An 18,267-nucleotide genomic window follows, 5' to 3' on the forward strand; every position below is an offset into this window, starting at 1 on the left:
GATCGAACATTTTAAAATATTTCACTCAGCCTAAAATCTAACAATCAAAAATCCATAGATTGTGAGTTCACTCTAAAATCTAACAATCCAAAATCCAAAATCTAAAATCGATAGGTTGTGAGGTCACTCTAAAATCTAACAATCCAAAATCCAAAATCTAAAATCTAAAATCGATAGGTTGTGCAACTAAAACAAGTAATTATCGCCCACAAAGCCAGAGATACCCTTAGCCAGCGGTGGGCAGAACAATGTGCCCGCCAATTAGAAAGTCGCGGGTGTCAGGTTTTAATGGGGCCAAGTGGCCCGAAAGATAACCCGTATCCGGTGTTTTTAGCTTCTAGTAACAGCCCAATTGATTTAGCGGTAGTGCTGGGGGGTGACGGTACGGCCCTAGCTGCCGCGCGGAATTTGGCGGCTGACGGCATCCCGATTTTGGCAGCGAATGTGGGGGGACATCTGGGTTTTTTAACCGAGTCTTTTGAGGATTTCCAAAATACTGAGGAGATTTGGGACAGACTTTCGGAAGACAGGTATGCTGTGCAGAAGCGGATGATGTTGCAGGCAACAGTTTTTGAGGGAAACAGAAGCAATCTCGAACCCCAAAGCGATCGATTTTTGGCACTAAATGAAATGTGTGTCAAACCTGCTTCAGCCGATCGAATGCCGAGCTGTATTCTAGAAATGGAAGTTGACGGCGAAGTAGTCGATCAATATCAAGGCGACGGTTTAATTGTGGCAACTCCCACCGGTTCGACTTGCTACACCGCATCTGCCAACGGGCCGATTATGCACTCCGGAATGGAGGCGATCGCAGTTACTCCGATTTGCCCTTTGAGTTTATCCAGTCGGGCGATCGTCCTCCCGCCCGGTTCAGTCGTCAGCATTTGGCCTTTAGCAGATTACGAACTCAGTACCAAACTCTGGACAGACGGGGTTTTAGGTACTGCAATTTGGCCAGGACACCGCGTAGACGTGCGGAGGGCGGACTGCGAAGCCAAGTTTATCATTTTGCGGGAAAACTATTCTTATTTCAACACTTTGAGGGAAAAACTTCACTGGGCAGGAGCCAGAATTCGGTACAGCAACAATCACCGCAATTAATCCGAATCATCCACCATAAAACTGCATTAACCCGTAGGGATCGTAAGCGTGAAAAAACCTGTTAAATCACCAACAATCTAGATACAAAAACCGCCCTCAGCCAACCCATAATCTCTGTACTTTGTTAAGATCGCTCAATATCTTGACAAACAGCCTGATCCATGCAGATTTTCAAAAAATCAACCCGACCTTTCAACCCTCAAGATACATATCCCTGTCCCGTGTGCCGCACCGGTCAAATTTCTACCATGCCGATGATGGACGCCCTAGCTTGCAACTTCTGCCAGCACATTTATACCGCAAGCGTTGAAAGACAATCGCTCCAAATGGCCGATCGGCAACCGCCCGTAACTTGGCACTGGAACGGCAAACAGTGGATAGGAGCCCACCTCGAAGGCGTAGAATTCGGATGGCCCTATTTTGCAGCGGCTCTTGGTCTAATTTTCCTTCCCACTACCTTGCTGGGACTTTCAGCTTACTATTTTCCCCCGGTTCCCGGCAGCCGGTTGTCCTGGCTGCCCCTAGCTTGGACAGGCTTAGCTTTTTTGTCGCATTTAGGCATTGTGCTGTGGTTGATCGGTGAATTTTATCAATTCCCGGTCGTAACTTACTTCAGAGCTTGGGGGCGCAGGATAAGCCGGCGCTAGCTTAAAAGCTCTCTAACACTCGATCCCCGTCGGGCGGCCCACCGACATGGAACCAGGGAAAATTAGAGGCGATCGCAAAACTCAATTCCCAATCTGCACTGAAGCAGCTATAATCGTTAGCTATTCTAAATAGTCAAAAGCAAACGCATTGCGATTTGTGAGGAGAGCGATGAACATACTTGGAATCTCGGCGTACTATCACGACAGCGCCGCAGCCTTAATTCGCGACGGAGAAATTATAGCCGCAGCGCAGGAAGAAAGATTTTCCCGCAAAAAGCATGACGCCAGATTCCCTAAGAATGCGATCGCTTATTGCTTGAAAGAAGCGCAAATAGATTTGCGGGAAGTCGATCGAATAGTTTTTTACGACAAACCTTTAGTCAAATTCGAGCGCCTTCTCGAAACCTATTTAGCCTACGCACCCCAAGGTTTTCGCTCTTTCCTAGCAGCCATGCCGATATGGCTCAAAGAAAAGCTTTACCTCAAAACCATGCTCAAAAGAGATCTGGCAGCAATAGCAAACTGCAAAACGAATAAACTGCCATCTCTGCTATTTACCGAGCACCACCAATCCCACGCAGCATCTGCATTTTTCCCCAGCCCGTTTCAAAAAGCAGCCGTTTTGTGCCTCGACGGCGTGGGCGAGTGGGCCACAACCTCAGTTTGGTTGGGAGACGGCAACCAACTTACACCTCAGTGGGAAATCGATTTTCCCCACTCCTTGGGTTTGCTTTATTCAGCTTTCACCTATTACACAGGCTTCAAAGTCAACTCTGGTGAATACAAACTCATGGGTTTAGCACCTTATGGCGAACCCAAGTATGTAGACAAGATTCTCAACTATTTAATCGACCTCAAAGATGACGGAACTTTTCGTTTGAACATGGATTATTTCAACTATACAGTTGGCTTAACCATGACAAACAAGAAGTTTGACGAATTGTTTGAAGGGCCACCGCGTCAAGCTGAAGGAAAATTGACTCAGCGAGAAATGGACATTGCAGCTTCCATTCAAGTTGTTACCGAAGAAGTTGTTTTGCGGCTGTGCAGAACAGTTAAAAAAGAATTGGATGTCGATTATCTTTGTATGGCCGGCGGCGTTGCTCTCAACTGTGTTGCTAACGGCAGGCTCTTGCGGGAAGGTATTTTCAAAGATATTTGGATTCAGCCGGCGGCGGGAGATGCTGGCGGTGCTTTGGGGGCGGCTTTGGCGATTTGGTATCAGTATTGCGAACAAACTCGCACAGTGAGCCCGAACTCGACAGCAAATAGTATAGAATCCCTCAAAACTGAACTTATCACTACAAACGCAGCGGTTGAGGAGAGGACTGAAGTTATCACTGCAAACCCAGCGGTGGCAACTGTGGCAAAGTCTGTTGCTCATTTAACTTGTCACGATCAAATGCGCGGCTCATATTTGGGGCCGAGGTTTACTGACGCAGAAATTCTCGAATATTTGGATGCTGTCAAAGCTAGCTATCACCGATTGGACGATGCCGAATTAATGCCGCAGTTGGCGGAAATTTTGGAACAGGGAAATGTGGTGGGATGGTTCCAAGGGCGGATGGAATTTGGGCCGCGGGCTCTGGGCGGTCGATCGATCATTGGCGATCCCCGCAGTGCTAAAATGCAGTCCGTGATGAACCTGAAAATTAAATATCGGGAATCTTTTCGACCTTTTGCGCCGTCAATCTTAGCCGAGCGAGTTGCGGATTATTTCGAGATTGACCATTCTAGCCCTTATATGCTATTAGTAGCACCTGTCAAAGCCAGTCTCCGTATTCCGATGACTCCCGAACAAGAGCAGTTGTTTGGCATTGAAAAGCTCAACATTCCGCGATCGGAGATTCCGGCTGTCACCCACGTCGATTACTCGGCTCGCATCCAAACTGTTCACAAAGAAACCAATCCTCGCTACTATGACTTAATCAGCCATTTTGAAAAGCGATCGGGCTGTTCTATTGTGGTAAATACTTCTTTCAACGTCCGAGGCGAACCCATTGTTTGCACTCCAGAGGATGCTTACCGCTGTTTCATGCGAACCGAAATGGACTATCTGGTTTTGGAAAATTACTTGCTTCCCAAGTCCGAACAAATTCCTTGGAAACAAGATGATGCTTGGAAAAATGAATTTGAACTAGATTAGTCATTAGTCATTAGTCATTAGTTATTAGTTATTAGCTATTTATTGCAACGAATAACTAATAACTAATTCCCAATTCCCAATTCCCAATTCCCAATTCCCAATTCCCCATTTCTAATGAGCGACGAAATTAAAAAACTCGACAAAAAAGGCTTGCGCGATTTCGGGCTGCTAATTGGTGGCTTGATTGCAGTTATCTTCGGTTTAGCAGTACCTTTACTGCGGCGGCATTCTCTACCTTGGCTGCCCTGGGCAATCGGCGCAGTCCTAATCGTGCTAGGATTGGTTGCGCCGAAATCGCTGAATCCCGTTTATCACGCGTGGATGCGGTTTGGACTGCTCCTCCACAAAATCCAAACGCCGCTCATCCTAGGGATAGTTTTTTACCTGATAGTTTGGCCGATGGGAGTGCTCAAAAACATTTTCGGCGAAGATGCAATGCGACGCAAACTCAATCCTAAAATGGATACTTACCGCGTCCCAAGTAAAGCAAGAACAAAAGTTAGTATGGAGCGTCCTTTTTAAGTGTTTGAAGCAACTTTAGACTTTCTCAAAGATTTGTGGGCGTTTATGAGAGAACGCAAAAAGTATTGGATGTTGCCGCTCATTGTGACTTTAGTGTTTTTGGGAGCTTTGATTGTATTGAGTCAGGGTTCTGTGATTGCTCCATTTATTTACACGCTGTTTTGAAATAATGAGCAAGTTGAAAAATTTGGGTGTCAATTTGGGTTTGACACTGGTCGGTTTATTGATGGGGGTGGTAATTGGTGAAATTGGATTGCGGGTAGCGAGGATTGAAGGCTATCCAAAAATAGGAGATTTCGTAGAGTCTGCGCCAACTCGTTTCCACACTTCCGATCCGAATTTGGGCTGGAAGCTGAAACCTGGTGCGTCGGGGGAGTGGAATGAGGAAGGTGCGAGTTTTGTGCAGGTGAATAGCGAGAGTTTGCGCGATCATCGTGAACATACAAAAGCCAAACCTCCAAATACTTTGCGTGTTGCGGTTTTGGGCGATTCTTTCACCGAAGCAATTCACGTACCTGTCGAACAAACTTTCTGGTCAAAATTGGAACGAAAGTTAGGCAACTGCGAAGCCGTTAAGGGACGCAAAAATGTTGAGGTCATGAATTTCGGGGTGCAGGGCTACGGTACTGCTCAAGAATTGATAATGCTGCGAAAAAAAGTGTGGGATTACAGTCCTGATATTGTAATTCTGGCTTTTTTTATTGGTAATGATATAATTAACAATTCGCCGCAATTGGAATACGATCGCTACCGACCATTTTTTGCTTATGATGCAAGCGGCAAGTTAGTACCGGATATGTCTTTTCGCAATCTGGCGCCGATCGATCGCAACGAAAGAGCAGTTTCCTTTGTAGACCGAATGCCGAGTTTGATCGTCAACAATTCGCGCATTTTGCAAGTCATTAAAAAGGTAGACTTAGATCGGAAAAAGCGGGAGTTATCGGGACACTTTACCACTTTAAGTACCCTGAACCTCAAGGAACCTCAAAATGCAGCTTGGGAAGAGGCTTGGAGGGTGACAGAGGGCTTGATTGTGACGATGCGGAATGAAGTGGTGCAGAAAAATGCTGATTTCTTGCTTGTGACGATCGGCGATCCGATGCAAGTTAGACCGGAGGCCGAGAGGCGAAAAAATTTTATGAGAAAGAACAACATTCAGGATTTGTTTTATCCCGATAGGCGGCTGGAAAACTTGGGCGCGCGCGAGGGTTTTCAGGTACTGAATTTATCCGAACAGATCCAAGGTTACACTGAAAAATATCAAGTCTGCGCCCACGGTTTTGAGAATTCTGTACCCTGTGGGGGTCACTGGAATGAACTCGGACACCGGCTGGCTAGTATCCTGATTAACCGAAATTTGTGCGAAAATTTGAAGCAGTCTCAAGTCCCCAAAAAACAACCGTAATCAGTCAAATTTCATGAAAGATTCAACGGCGCCGAAAAAAAACCAAAACATATTAATTATAATCGCGGTTAATTTGGCGATCGCCTTTATTTGTCTGGAAGCTTTGTCGCTAGCTTTTTATTTTATCAACCAAAAGCAGTTTTTTTATACCCGAACTAAAGCCAAAGAAAAAGTAGTAGAAGATATTGAAAGGATCGGCATTAGACTTGATGAATCTATCGTAGAAAGACTGCACCCACTTTTTGGCTATGTACTCAAACAAGGTGCTTTCACAAATGAAAAATTAAAGTTAAAAGTCAACAAACACGGCTTTTTTTCCCTCTACGAATATCCGTTTATTAAAACAAATAAAAATCAAGTTATTATCGGAGTTTTTGGCGGTTCAGTTGCGAATAATTTTGTAGTTGATGAATATATAAATCGCAGATTGTCTAACAAATTAAAGGCTTATCCAGAATTTGCAAACAAGGAAATTTTTGTTTTGAATTTTGGGAATGGTGGCTACAAACAGCCCCAACAATTATTAGTTTTAAATTACTTTTTGGCTTTGGGTCAAGAGTTAGATTTAGTCATCAATATTGACGGTTTTAACGAAGTAGCACTGTCAAATTTAAACAACAAAGCCCAAGTAGAAATAGGAATGCCTAGCGTTCAGCACATACAGCCTCTGACTGGTTTAGCCAACAACAACTTGTCACCGGAAGCGATGAGTTCGATCGTGCAAATTAACGAAAACAAAAAACAATTAAAAGCAGGTATTGACAAATTGCAAACTTGTCAACTTGCTTTGTGTCACGCTGTCACCTCGCTACAGGTGAAACAATTAGTCAACAATTACCAGCAAGCAGTTGTCAAGTACGATTCGCAACTCAAACCATCCAACCCAGACACCGCAAATAGCGGTATAGTGTACATTCCCAAAGCTGACTTTGTTTTGCAGGATGCCGCGGCTTTTGACAAAATGGCATCGATGTGGTACGAATCGTCGATCGGGATGAATCAAATTTTATCAAGTAGAAAGATTAAATATTTTCACTTTATCCAGCCCAACCAGTATTATCCCACTAAGCGAGCGTTTACCGCCAAGGAAAACGAAATTGCGATCGACCAGAAGAGCCCTTACATTGAAGGTGTGAAAAAAGGTTATCCGGTATTGTTGTCCAAAGTCGGTGATTTGCAAAAAGCTGGGGTTAATGTTTTTAGCGCAGTGAATATTTTAGACAATACAAAAGAGACGGTTTACAAAGATGCCTGCTGCCATTATAATTCAGTCGGAGACGAAGTATTGGCAAACTATGTTTCTAGTTCCATTATTAAAGTAGTAAGAGAGTCAAAATAGAGGTTTATGAAAGATTTAAAATTTCTTAAAAAAGGACAAGGATTTCTAAAAATCACTTTGATTAATTTAGTGCTTTTACTGGTTTTTCTCGAACTCGGTTCCTTGGGATGGTATTTTGTCAAATACAAGCAAATTTTCTATACTAGAGAAAAGGCGCAAGATAAGTCGGCTTTAGGAATTAATTTAGAAGGAGTGCGGCTGAATCAGTCTATTGTTGAAAGGTTTCATCCTTTTTTGGGATTTATTCAACAACCTGGCCCCGATTTTCGCCCGGGTTTTAAGGTTAACAACTACGGATTTATTTCTCCTTACGATTACCCTTTGAAAAAAACTAATAAAAATCAATTTATTATCGGAGTTTTTGGCGGTTCTGTGGCTTCTAATTATGGAGTATTTGAAGTTCAAAACAAAATTTTACCTCAATACCTCAAGCAGCTTCCGGGTTTTAAAGATAAAGAATTTATAATTTTGTCTTTTGCTACCGGAGGGTATAAACAACCGCAGCAATTATTAATTTTAAATTATTTTTTGGCATTAGGACAAGAACTGGATCTGGTCGTCAATATAGATGGTTTTAATGAAGTAGCACTTTCTAACTTAAACAATAAAAATCAAGTCGATTTGGCGATGCCAAGCATTCAGCATATTTTGCCGCTGACTAGCTTGGCGAATAATAGCCTTTCTACAAAAGCGATGAAAGCAACTATCAGAATCCAAGAAAATAAAGCTAGGATTAGTCAGGGTTTGGAACGTTTGCAAAACTGCTCTTTAGCTGCGTGCGATGCTTTAACTTCTGTTTACGTTCAAAATTTAGTTAATAACTATAAAACCGATGTCATTAAGTTTGAAAAAGAACGGGCTAAACAAAAAAAAGATGACAGTGGCAGCGTTATTTATATCAATACTAATAAGTCAGTTTTACCGGATTCAGCCGCTTTTGAACAAATGGCCCAGAATTGGGTGAAAAGTTCAATTTTTATGCAGAAAGTGTTGTCTGCTAGTAATGTGCCATATTTTCATGTTCTTCAGCCTAATCAATATTATCAGACGAAAAGGGTGTTTGGTGAAGCCGAAAAACAGGTTGCTTTTAACAAGGATACTCCTTATGCTAAAGCTGTGCAAATTGGATATCCGGCTCTTTTCAAGAAGTTTCCTAATTTGGAAAAAAATAATATTAATTTAGTGAATGCTGTCAATGTTTTTGACAAGACTAAAGAGGCTGTTTATGTAGATAGCTGCTGCCACTACAATCAAGCTGGAGAGGTAGTTTTTAGCAATTATGTGGGCCGTTCTATTCTGGAATCTTTGCGGAAAGATGAAAGAAAAAACAAGAAGTGATATTATGTCTGCTTGATGCGTTATTGTACAATTTGCGAACTCGTAGGGGCAGATTCACCAACAATATATAACGATAACCAACAATATATAAAAAACCGCCCCACTCACCAATAACTCACATCAACCTGATATTTATATTTAATTGCTAAATGTAGGTGATGATTTATCGTTGGGTGGGGGCGGTTTTTGAGATTGTTTGTTTCCGGCGATGATGGTTGGTGAACCGGCCCCTACGGGTATTATGTCGATGGATTAAAATTACATGGTTTTTAGTTTTAGGTTTTTGGCTTGCTGGGGGAGCGATCGTCCGCTGAGTCGATCGGCATTACCAAGACTTTATCAACTCGGTTCCCGTCCATATCGACTACTTCCACGCGCAAACCGTTCCACTCAAAATGCTCGGCTGCTGTGGGAATTTTGCCCAAATTTGTAATCACAAAACCGCCCATTGTGTGGTAACTTCCTTTGTGTTCTGCTGACAATTCTTCGATTCCAAATATCTCAAAAAAATCTTCGACTGCTAGCATTCCGTCTAACAGCCAAGAACCGTCTTCACGCTGCACGGCTTCCGGCTCGTCAGCATCTTCAATCGAAGGAAAGTCGCCAACGAGTTCGACTAAAATGTCGTTGACTGTAACCAATCCTTGAATGACGCCGTATTCGTCTACTACCAAGGCAATTTGATTGCTAGATTGTTTGAAAAGTTCTAATACTTTTAAACCCCGCGTGCTTTCCGGTACAAATAACGGTCGTCGTAAAGAAGCGCTTAAATCTAGGGGTTGACCAGTTAAAGTCCGAGACAGCATATCAGTAACGTGTACTAAACCGACAACGTTGTCGAGCCCTCCCTGACAAACGGGAAACCGAGAATGACCACTGCCGAGCATTTTTTGGCGGTTTTCTTCCACTGAATCGTCGAGGTCGAGCCAGGTAAGATCGGGACGCGGGGTCATTAAGGCGCTGACTCGCCGATCGCCCAAACGAAAGACTCTTTCTACCATGTCTTGTTCGGCTTCTTCAAAGGTTCCGGCTTCTGTCCCTTGCTCTATTAAAACTTTAATTTCTTCCTCTGTAACTTGCGGTTCTGTAGAAGGCACAATCCCCATGATCCGCATCACTAAGTCAGTGGAATGACTTAACAGATAAACCGCAGGAGCCCCAATTTTTGAGAGCATTCGCATGGGAATTGCTACGCTTGAAGCGATAGGCTCCGGGTTGTTGAGTGCCAGTCGCTTGGGCACGAGTTCGCCGATAATTAAGGTCAGATAAGTGATGGTTAAAACTGCTACTACTGAGGCGATCGTCTGAGAGTAGGGCGCGAGGGCAGGAATCAACCGTAACAAAGGCTCTACCCTTCTAGAAATCGTCGTTTCCCCAAAAGCGCCCGACAGAATGGCCAGCATCGTAATCCCGATTTGAACTGTCGGCAAGAACTGATTGGGGGCATTAGCCAGATCCAAGGCTACGCGGGCATTGATCGAACCTTGGTTGGCCATCTGTTGCAGTCTCACCTTGCGTACAGAGATGATGGCCATCTCTGACATCACAAACAAGCCATTGAGGAAAACCAGCAGGAGAACAATCAGAAGGTCTATATTTGAGGACATTTCTAAAATTTTCGGTAGTAACGGCGAAGCGCTCTGCCCGGTTAGTCGATTTTAGATTTTAGATTTTAGATTTTAGATTGACTCCGCAGCCAGTATCTGGGGGATTTCCCTAATGTCTAAAATTTTTCGATCTTCACAACTTGAGTCGGGGGCTTGTATCCGTCTTTGGGTGCAGTCACAGGAGAGGTCTGGAAGCTGCGAATCTCGATCGCAAAATCGAAATTTTTTCTAAACCTGTCACTAGATTAACGGAACTGGCTCGATCCCGATCGCAGGATTGACATATTAAAGCAGAAATCTATCTCCAGTTAAGTTCCAAGGCGTCAAAAGCAGAGCGGCACAATCATGGATGTTTGTCGTACAATCTCCTTAACAGGCAAAGGGAAAGAGCCTTCGCCGATCAGGGATTAAAATTAAAAGCGCATGACTTTCTCTTCAATAATTCGTACCCTGGGGCGATCGCCCCTAGCAACAGAACTCCTCAACAAGCTCAAGCGCCATCGCTACGTGCAACTGTCCGGCGTAGCCCGTTTGCCTAAAGGTTTAGTAGCTTCCGCCCTCGCACAGCAAGAAGGGCGGAGTTTACTGGTAGTGACGGCAACTCTAGAAGAAGCCGGCCGTTGGGTGGCAGGGCTGGAGGCTATGGGCTGGCAGACTGTGCATTTTTACCCAACTTCGGAGGCTTCGCCCTACGAGCTATCTTACTCCGACGAGAACGAAATGACGTGGGGGCAAATGCAGGTGCTGGCGGATTTGGTCGAGAAACAAGAAACAAACGCTAATTCTAAGCCGATCGCGATTGTAGCTACCGAAAGATCTCTCCAGCCTCATTTGCCCCCGCCGGATGCTTTTGAGCCCTACTGTCTGACGCTGAAACGAGGTGCGGTTCAAGACTCGAAGATACTTGACCGCCAACTCGTGTCGATGGGGTACGATCGGGTGACTCTGGTGGAAATGGAGGGCCAGTGGAGTCGCCGGGGCGATATTGTCGATATATTTCCGGTAGCGGCTGAGTTGCCAGTGCGGCTGGAATGGTTCGGAGATGATTTGGAGCAAATTCGGGAGTTTGACCCGTCTTCCCAGCGATCGCTCGATAAGGTTGATCGATTAGTTTTAACTCCTACTAATTTTAACACAATTATTAAAGCAGTTTTATCTGAAAAAAAACTTGACGCAATCAACCACCTCGGCTCTTTAGACCCCGAAAATGAAGGCAAAAATGAAGCAGAAAAATTTGTCCGCAGGCTGTTGGGTTTAGCGTTCGATCAACCTGCATCTTTGTTGGATTATTTGACTGAAAATACTTTAGTTGTTATTGACGAACCGCAAGGGTGCGAAGCTCACAGCGACCGCTGGTTTGAGAATGCACAGGAACAGTGGAATAATTGCAATAGGGAATCGGAAGTTGCTGAGGCGGGAACAGAAAAGTTGCCAATTGCTAATTTGAAAGTTCCGAAAATTCACCGCACTTTTGCTGAATATATGGCAGATGTCGCAGCTTTCGAGAGGCTAGAACTTTCTGAATTGGCAGAAGATTCTACCGCTAAAAAATTTCAAAGCTCTGCGGAGGGCGACCAACTACCGTCTGCGATTAATTTGGCTTCTCGGCCTGTGCCGGTGATGCCTCACCAATTTGCAAAGCTGTCTCAAATGCTCAGGGAAGAGCGCGATCGGGGTTTTACTATTTTTCTGGTTTCTGCTCAACCGAGTCGTTCTGTTTCTTTGCTTTCGGAGCACGACTGTCCGGCTCAGTTTGTGGTGAATCCGCGCGATTTTTTGGCGATCGACAAGTTGCAATTGCAGCACATTCCGGTGGCTTTGAAGTACAGCGGGCTGGCAGAATTGGAAGGTTTTATTCTGCCGACTTTTCGGATTGTGTTAATTACCGATCGGGAATTTTACGGTCAGCATTCCCTGGCAACTTTTAGCTACGTCCGCAAGCGTCGTCGTGCTGCTTCTAAGCAAGTAGACCCGAATAAATTAAGTCCAGGTGATTATGTGGTTCACCGCCAGCACGGAGTGGGTAAATTTCTCAAGTTGGAACGTTTGACTATCGATCGGGAAACTCGGGAATATTTATTGATTCAATACGCTGACGGTACTCTGAGGGTGGCGGCAGATCAATTGGGTGCTTTGTCGAGGTTTCGGACTGTAGGCGATAAAGTACCGGATCTAAATAAGCTGACAGGTCAAACTTGGGAAAAAACTAAAACAAAGGTTCGCAAAGCTGTTAAAAAATTGGCAGTGGATTTGCTGAATCTTTATGCTAAAAGAGCTAAACAAACAGGTTACGCTTTTCCTCCTGATATGCCTTGGCAACAAGAATTAGAGGATTCTTTTCCTTACCAACCAACGCCGGATCAGTTGAAGGCAACTCAGGATGTGAAACGCGACATGGAGGGCGATCGACCGATGGATCGCTTGGTGTGCGGCGATGTCGGTTTTGGTAAGACAGAAGTGGCTCTGAGAGCGATTTTTAAGGCGGTTACGGCGGGCAAGCAGGTGGCTTTGCTCGCGCCGACGACCATTTTGACCCAACAGCACTATCACACGCTATCGGAGCGTTTTTCCCCTTATCCGATCGAAGTTGGTTTGCTCAATCGCTTTCGGACGGAAACCGAGCGCCGGGAGATTCACAAGCGTTTGGCGACTGGGGAATTAGATGTGATTGTCGGTACTCAAGCTGTTTTGAGCAAGGCGATTAAATTTCGGGATTTGGGCTTGTTGGTGGTGGATGAAGAACAGCGGTTTGGAGTTAAGCAAAAGGAAGCAATTAAATCTCTCAAAACAGAGGTAGATGTTCTGACTTTGACAGCAACGCCGATTCCCCGGACTTTGTATATGTCCCTGTCGGGGATTCGCGAGATGAGTTTGATTGCGACTCCGCCTCCCAGCAGACGCCCGATTCAGACGCATTTGGCTCCCTATAACGCAGAAACGGTGCGATCGGCAATTCGTCAAGAATTGGACAGGGGCGGTCAGGTGTTTTACGTGGTGCCACGGATTGAGGGGATTGATGAGTTGGCCGCTCAGTTGCAGGAGATGGTTCCGTCTGCCAGAATTGCGATCGCCCACGGTCAAATGGAGGCGTCGGAACTAGAATCAATCATGCTGACTTTCAGTGCGGCAGATTTCGATATTTTGGTGTGTACGACGATTATTGAGTCGGGTTTGGATATTCCGCGAGTCAATACTATTTTAATTGAAGACGCGCAGAAGTTTGGTTTGGGTCAGCTTTACCAGTTGCGGGGACGGGTGGGACGCGCGGGGATTCAAGCTCATGCTTGGCTGTTTTATCCCAAGCAGAACCAACTTTCTGATGCTGCAAGGCAGCGGCTGCGGGCAATTCAAGAGTTTGCCCAGTTGGGTTCTGGCTATCAGTTGGCTGTCCGAGATATGGAAATTCGCGGTTCGGGTGATGTTTTGGGTACTGAACAATCTGGTCAAATGGAGGCGATCGGTTTTGATTTGTATGCTGAAATGTTAGAGGAAGCCATTCGGGAAATTAAGGGTCAGGAAATTCCGAAAGTTGAGGACGCGCAAATTGACCTAACTTTGACGGCGTTTATTCCTGCCGATTACATCGCAGATTTGGATCAAAAGATGAGCGCTTACCGGTCGGTGGCTTCTGCTAATACTCCTGAAGAATTACAGCAGATTCAGGCTGATTGGTGCGATCGCTATGGGCCAATTCCTCTGCCAGCCCAGCAACTTATCCGTGTGGTCGAACTCAAACAAATTGCTAAAAAAATCGGTTTTTCTCGTATCAAACCGGAGAATAAGCAGAACATAGTTTTGGAAACGGCGATGGAAGAGCCTGCTTGGAATTTGCTCAAGGCTAATTTGCCGGAACATTTGCGCTCTCGTTTTGTCTACAGCAAGGGGAAGGTTACTATTCGAGGTATGGCGGTTTTAACGGCCCAAAAGCAATTGGATAATTTGATTGATTGGTTGGGTAAAATGCAGGGCGCTTTGCCGGAAGCAAATGTTGGATTTTAATATATAATCCCCAAATCTAGCGCACCGCCGAAACCACAGAATAATACCGAGGGAACCGGAAAAAATATTACTGCTGTTTTCATGATTGTTTTAGCGACAGAAAGGATTAAAATCGTGAAAAGGTTAGTGAGTATTTTTTTGGCTATCGCCCTACTGCAAGGAGTGCCTATGGCGGTTCAATCTCAAGAAATAATTGACCCGATCGACCGGGTTGTGAGTGCAGGGTTGATGAATAAAGATGCCAGTGGCAATTTTAATGCTGAGGGTCTTGTCAGTCGTGCTGATTTGGCGGTGATTTTAGTAAAAACTTTTGGTTTGGAACGGCGGAAAACCGCTCAGAAACCGGATAAAGAATTGCCGGACGTACCGAAGAGTTACTGGGCTTACAGTGCGATTCAAACTGTTTTGAAAACGGGAACAATGAGTGGATATCGCGACCGAATGTTTTTCCCTAATCAAAGGGTGACTCGCGCGGAAGCTTTAGCGATTTTTGCTCAAGCTTACGGGGTTTTTCAGTTTCCTGATGCCAGCATTTCCGAAATTTTAGCTAAGTATCCCGATGCAGGTGAAATTCCTAATTGGGCTAGAAAGTCTATAGCTACTGCACTTTATGAAGGGTTTGTTAATGTTGATATCGCAACTAATAAGATTAATCCTTTGAAGCCGATGACTCGCTGGGATATCGCTTACGCTTTGAGTAAGTATTTGGAGCGGCAAGTAAGGCCCACTTCTTTGCCTGTCCCGGACGAGGAGCCTCCTAATCGCGGCGTGGGAAGGTAAATATAGTAAGTTTCCTTTGCATGAGAATGGGTAATTGGTAATTGGGCATTGGGCATTGGGCATTGGGCATTCTTCCTTCTTCCTTCTTCCTTCTTCCTTCTTCTTTCTTCCTTCTTCCTTCTTCCTTCTTCCTTCTTCCTTCTTCCTTCTTCCTTCTTCCTTCTTCCTTCTTCCTTCTTCCTTCTTTCTTCCTTCTTCCTTCTTCCTTCTTCCTTCTTTCTTCCTTCTTCCTTCTTCCTTCTTTCTTCCTTCTTCCTTCTTCCTTCTTCTATAAAAAGTCGATCGTCCGCAATTCAAACACCATGCAAAATCCCGGAGATTTGGTGACTGTAAAAGCAGCCATCAAACCCCCAGGATTTAAGTTTTTCCTCTTAAACGAGGCTCAAATTATTGCCAATGAGTGTTGGCTCAATCAGCAGTAGCCAATTCGGTACTGGCGCCACCGCGCTTCCGCGTCAGAGTATTGAAAAGCATCTGACCAACTGCTTTAATCAAATTGCCTTCTAACTCCATGAACATCTTCATGTTCATGCCAAAAGCTGCATTAGCTTCGTCAACAATTCGTTCTGCTGTTGCTTCGTCAATCGGCAGTTCATTCATTGCCTGACGGTAGTTAGCCTTGAATTCTTTTTCATCAGGAATATCCTGGAATTCATAGAAAGCAGTGCCTTCTCCCTCGGAAAGATTCATCCCGCGCTGGGCAATTCCCTTCAGGATTTGTCCGCCAGATAAATCGCCCAAGTAGCGAGTGTAAGAGTGAGCTACTAACAGTTCCGGGGCAGTCGCCGAAATCTCGCGAATTCGCTCCACATAAGCTTTAGCTGCAGCTGACGGAGCTACTTGTTCGCGCCAATTCGCACCGTAGTAGTAAAATAAATCTTGCTCTAAGCTTTGTTTGCGATTCAACTCAGAAAAGTAAATTTTTGAAACAACCGGATGCTGCTTTTGGCGTTCCATTTCCTCTTCCATTGCCGAGTAGACAAAGTAGAGGTTTCCTACTAACTTCCGGTAAGAAGTTTTTTCTACAACGCCTTTTAAAAAACACTTGACAAAACCGACGTTTTCTGCCATTGTGTGGGACTTTTTCGTTCCCTCACGCAATTTGGTCGCTAAATTGATGCTCATGCTATACTGTCCAACCTTCTATTTTTGTGGTAGCTGATGGATGCGCCAAAAATCTAAAATTTACCTAAGTGTTTACCTTAGATCGATTTGATGAGAGATTGTATTAATTTTTATAACAAAAGTTGGCAGTTGGCAGTAGTCAGTAGTCATCAGTCATCAGTCATCAGTCACTAACTAATGACTAATGACTAATGACTAATGACTCATCCTCGCCAGCAAACAACTGTCAACTGTCAACTGTCAACTAACTTAGATGTCCAAGTCGAGGAGGTTGAGTTTGGGGCCGTAGGTTTCGATGAATTCGCGGCGGGGGGCGACACGATCGCCCATTAAGATCGTAAAGATGCGATCGGCCTCAGCAGCGTCTTCAATCTCTACTCGTTTCAGCGTCCGAGTTTCTGGGTTCATCGTTGTATCCCACAACTGTGTCGGCATCATTTCACCCAAACCTTTGAACCGCTGAATGGTGTAGTTAGCATTCGCCGGAAATTCATTGCGGATGAGATTGTTCATTTCGCGATCGCTGTAACAGTAGTAATGATTGCGTCCCCGTTCCACTTTATAGAGAGGAGGACAAGCAATATAGATGTAACCTTGGTCTACAAGGGCGCGCTGATAGCGGTAGAAGAAAGTCAGCAATAGCGTGCGGATGTGAGCACCATCTACGTCAGCGTCAGTCATAATTACGATGTGGTGATACCGCAATTGACCCGGATCGAATTCTTCGCCTTTGATGCCCAAACCCAGGGCTGTAATTAACGACTGAATTTCGTTATTTTTGTAGATTTTGGCATCGTCGGTTTTCTCAATGTTGAGAATTTTACCGCGCAAAGGCAGGATTGCTTGGAATTGGCGATCGCGCCCTTGTTTTGCCGATCCGCCTGCAGAATCCCCTTCCACCAGGTAGATCTCAGACAGGGCAGGGTCTCTGGAACTACAATCCGCTAATTTTCCAGGCAAAGGAGACGATTCTAAGACCGATTTTCGGCGGACTAAATCGCGGGCACGACGGGCTGCTTCAGCAGCCTTAAATGCCTGAATAGCTTTTTCCAAAATAGCGTCAGCTACTTGGGGGCGAAACTCCAAATATTCTGTTAATACTTCGCCTACTAAGGAATCGACAATTCCCCGAACTTCTGTATTTCCTAGCTTAGTTTTAGTTTGGCCTTCAAATTCCGGGTCTGGGACTTTGACCGAAATGACTGCTGTCAAACCTTCGCGAACGTTTTCGCCGGCGAGGTTGGGCTCGTTTTCTTTGATTTTGTTGCGCTTGCGGGCGATCGAATTCATCGTCCGCGTCAAAACTGCCTTCAAACCTTCTAAGTGCGTGCCTCCGTCGATCGTCCGAATGTTGTTAGCAAAACCGAGAACGTTGTCACTAAAAGCATCAACGCACCACTGCAAAGCCACTTCTATCTGCACATTGTTGCGTTCTCCTTGCACGTAGATCACTTCTTCGTGCAGAGGCTGCTTTTCGCGGTTCATGTAGGCGATATATTCCTTGATTCCGCCCTCATAACAGTATGTTTCGATGCGAGGTTCGATACTTTTGAGCAGTTCCAAACGGTGGTCGCTAAAGGTAATTTTCACGCCCGCATTCAAGTAACCCAATTCTCGCAAGCGCCCGGCGAGTATAGTGTAATCAAATTCAATGCCAGTGCTAAATATTTGAGTATCTGGCAAGAAAGAAACTGAAGTGCCGGTGCGAGTGCCTTTGTTGGGCTTGGCAGTAAGTTCAGTAACTGGATTGCCTCTTTCGTAGCGCTGTAAATGTTCTTTTTGGTCGCGCCAAACTGTCACTTCTACCCACTCGGACAGCGCGTTAACAACAGAAATACCTACACCGTGCAATCCTCCAGAAACCTTGTAGCCACCACCGCCAAATTTACCACCGGCGTGGAGTACAGTCATTACTGTTTCTATTCCCGATTTGCCAGTCTTGGCAACGATGCCGGTCGGAATACCCCGGCCGTCGTCTGTCACGGTAACGGAACCGTCGGCGTTGATGTCAATCTCGATGTGAGTGCAGTGGCCAGCCAGCGCCTCATCTATGGAATTGTCCACAACCTCGTAAACTAGATGGTGGAGTCCTCGCGGCCCGGTGGTACCGATGTACATCCCCGGCCGTTTACGGACTGCTTCGAGACCTTCGAGAACTTGAATCTGGTCGGCGCTGTAGCTGCTGGTCATACAAAAATAGCTCCAATAATGAGGCCTAAAGCCCCGAAAGCTTCTAAAATGGGAAAACTCCTAAAATT

The 18,267-nt window shown here is 45.1% G+C and carries 14 protein-coding genes; 11 read left to right on the forward strand and 3 right to left on the reverse strand.

The features are described from left to right. Positions 1–180: 180 nt before the first annotated feature. The 8 genes from QUA90_RS17055 (at position 181) to QUA90_RS17090 (ending at position 8,498) form a co-directional block, all read left to right on the forward strand. On the forward strand, positions 181–1,101 hold the full coding sequence (locus tag QUA90_RS17055; protein ID WP_333446666.1) for an NAD(+) kinase: 921 nt from the start codon (positions 181–183) through the stop codon (positions 1,099–1,101). A gap of 161 nt (positions 1,102–1,262) precedes the next feature. Further along, positions 1,263–1,748: a hypothetical protein gene (locus QUA90_RS17060; protein WP_333446668.1), complete on the forward strand. Its 486-nt coding sequence runs from the start codon at positions 1,263–1,265 to the stop codon at positions 1,746–1,748. A gap of 169 nt (positions 1,749–1,917) precedes the next feature. Then, positions 1,918–3,894, forward strand: a complete 1,977-nt coding sequence (locus tag QUA90_RS17065; RefSeq protein ID WP_333446670.1) for a carbamoyltransferase — start codon at positions 1,918–1,920, stop codon at positions 3,892–3,894. A gap of 114 nt (positions 3,895–4,008) precedes the next feature. Further along, a complete protein-coding gene (locus QUA90_RS17070; protein ID WP_333446672.1) occupies positions 4,009–4,416 on the forward strand; it encodes an SxtJ family membrane protein in 408 nt (135 codons plus the stop codon). Beyond that, positions 4,417–4,581 carry a DUF5989 family protein gene (locus QUA90_RS17075; protein WP_333293586.1) on the forward strand — a complete coding sequence of 55 codons (165 nt, stop codon included), beginning with the start codon at positions 4,417–4,419 and terminating at the stop codon, positions 4,579–4,581. A 4-nt stretch (positions 4,582–4,585) separates the two neighbouring features. Then, positions 4,586–5,821, forward strand: a complete 1,236-nt coding sequence (locus QUA90_RS17080; RefSeq protein ID WP_333446675.1) for an SGNH/GDSL hydrolase family protein — start codon at positions 4,586–4,588, stop codon at positions 5,819–5,821. Between the two features lie 13 nt (positions 5,822–5,834). Continuing rightward, positions 5,835–7,160, forward strand: coding sequence for a hypothetical protein (locus QUA90_RS17085; RefSeq protein ID WP_333446677.1), 1,326 nt, complete (start codon positions 5,835–5,837; stop codon positions 7,158–7,160). A 6-nt stretch (positions 7,161–7,166) separates the two neighbouring features. Continuing rightward, a complete protein-coding gene (locus QUA90_RS17090; protein ID WP_333446679.1) occupies positions 7,167–8,498 on the forward strand; it encodes a hypothetical protein in 1,332 nt (443 codons plus the stop codon). A gap of 275 nt (positions 8,499–8,773) precedes the next feature. Here the strand turns inward: QUA90_RS17090 and QUA90_RS17095 are convergent, their stop codons facing one another. Then, the gene (locus tag QUA90_RS17095) at positions 8,774–10,105 is read right to left on the reverse strand and encodes a hemolysin family protein (RefSeq protein WP_333446681.1); all 1,332 of its coding nucleotides are present in this window, start codon (positions 10,103–10,105) and stop codon (positions 8,774–8,776) included. A gap of 423 nt (positions 10,106–10,528) precedes the next feature. Between QUA90_RS17095 and mfd the strand changes: the two genes are divergently transcribed. The 3 genes from mfd to QUA90_RS17110 all read left to right on the forward strand — a co-directional run bounded on the left by mfd (position 10,529) and on the right by QUA90_RS17110 (position 15,306). Beyond that, complete coding sequence (mfd, locus tag QUA90_RS17100) at positions 10,529–14,104, forward strand: transcription-repair coupling factor (RefSeq protein ID WP_333446683.1); 3,576 nt, start codon at positions 10,529–10,531, stop codon at positions 14,102–14,104. Positions 14,105–14,230: 126 nt separating this feature from the next. After that, the gene (locus QUA90_RS17105; RefSeq protein ID WP_333446685.1) at positions 14,231–14,884 is read left to right on the forward strand and encodes an S-layer homology domain-containing protein; all 654 of its coding nucleotides are present in this window, start codon (positions 14,231–14,233) and stop codon (positions 14,882–14,884) included. A 41-nt stretch (positions 14,885–14,925) separates the two neighbouring features. Continuing rightward, positions 14,926–15,306: a hypothetical protein gene (locus QUA90_RS17110; protein WP_333446687.1), complete on the forward strand. Its 381-nt coding sequence runs from the start codon at positions 14,926–14,928 to the stop codon at positions 15,304–15,306. Here QUA90_RS17110 and QUA90_RS17115 read toward each other — a convergent pair. Both QUA90_RS17115 and gyrB read right to left on the reverse strand, forming a co-directional pair. After that, complete coding sequence (locus tag QUA90_RS17115) at positions 15,293–16,009, reverse strand: heme oxygenase (biliverdin-producing) (RefSeq protein ID WP_333082007.1); 717 nt, start codon at positions 16,007–16,009, stop codon at positions 15,293–15,295. The genes QUA90_RS17110 and QUA90_RS17115 overlap by 14 nt on opposite strands. Before the next feature lie 249 nt (positions 16,010–16,258). Further along, the gene (gene gyrB / locus QUA90_RS17120) at positions 16,259–18,199 is read right to left on the reverse strand and encodes a DNA topoisomerase (ATP-hydrolyzing) subunit B (RefSeq protein ID WP_333446689.1); all 1,941 of its coding nucleotides are present in this window, start codon (positions 18,197–18,199) and stop codon (positions 16,259–16,261) included. Positions 18,200–18,267: the final 68 nt, after the last annotated feature.

The sequence above is a fragment of the Microcoleus sp. D3_18_C4 genome (genome assembly GCF_036702355.1).
Taxonomy (GTDB): domain Bacteria; phylum Cyanobacteriota; class Cyanobacteriia; order Cyanobacteriales; family Microcoleaceae; genus Microcoleus.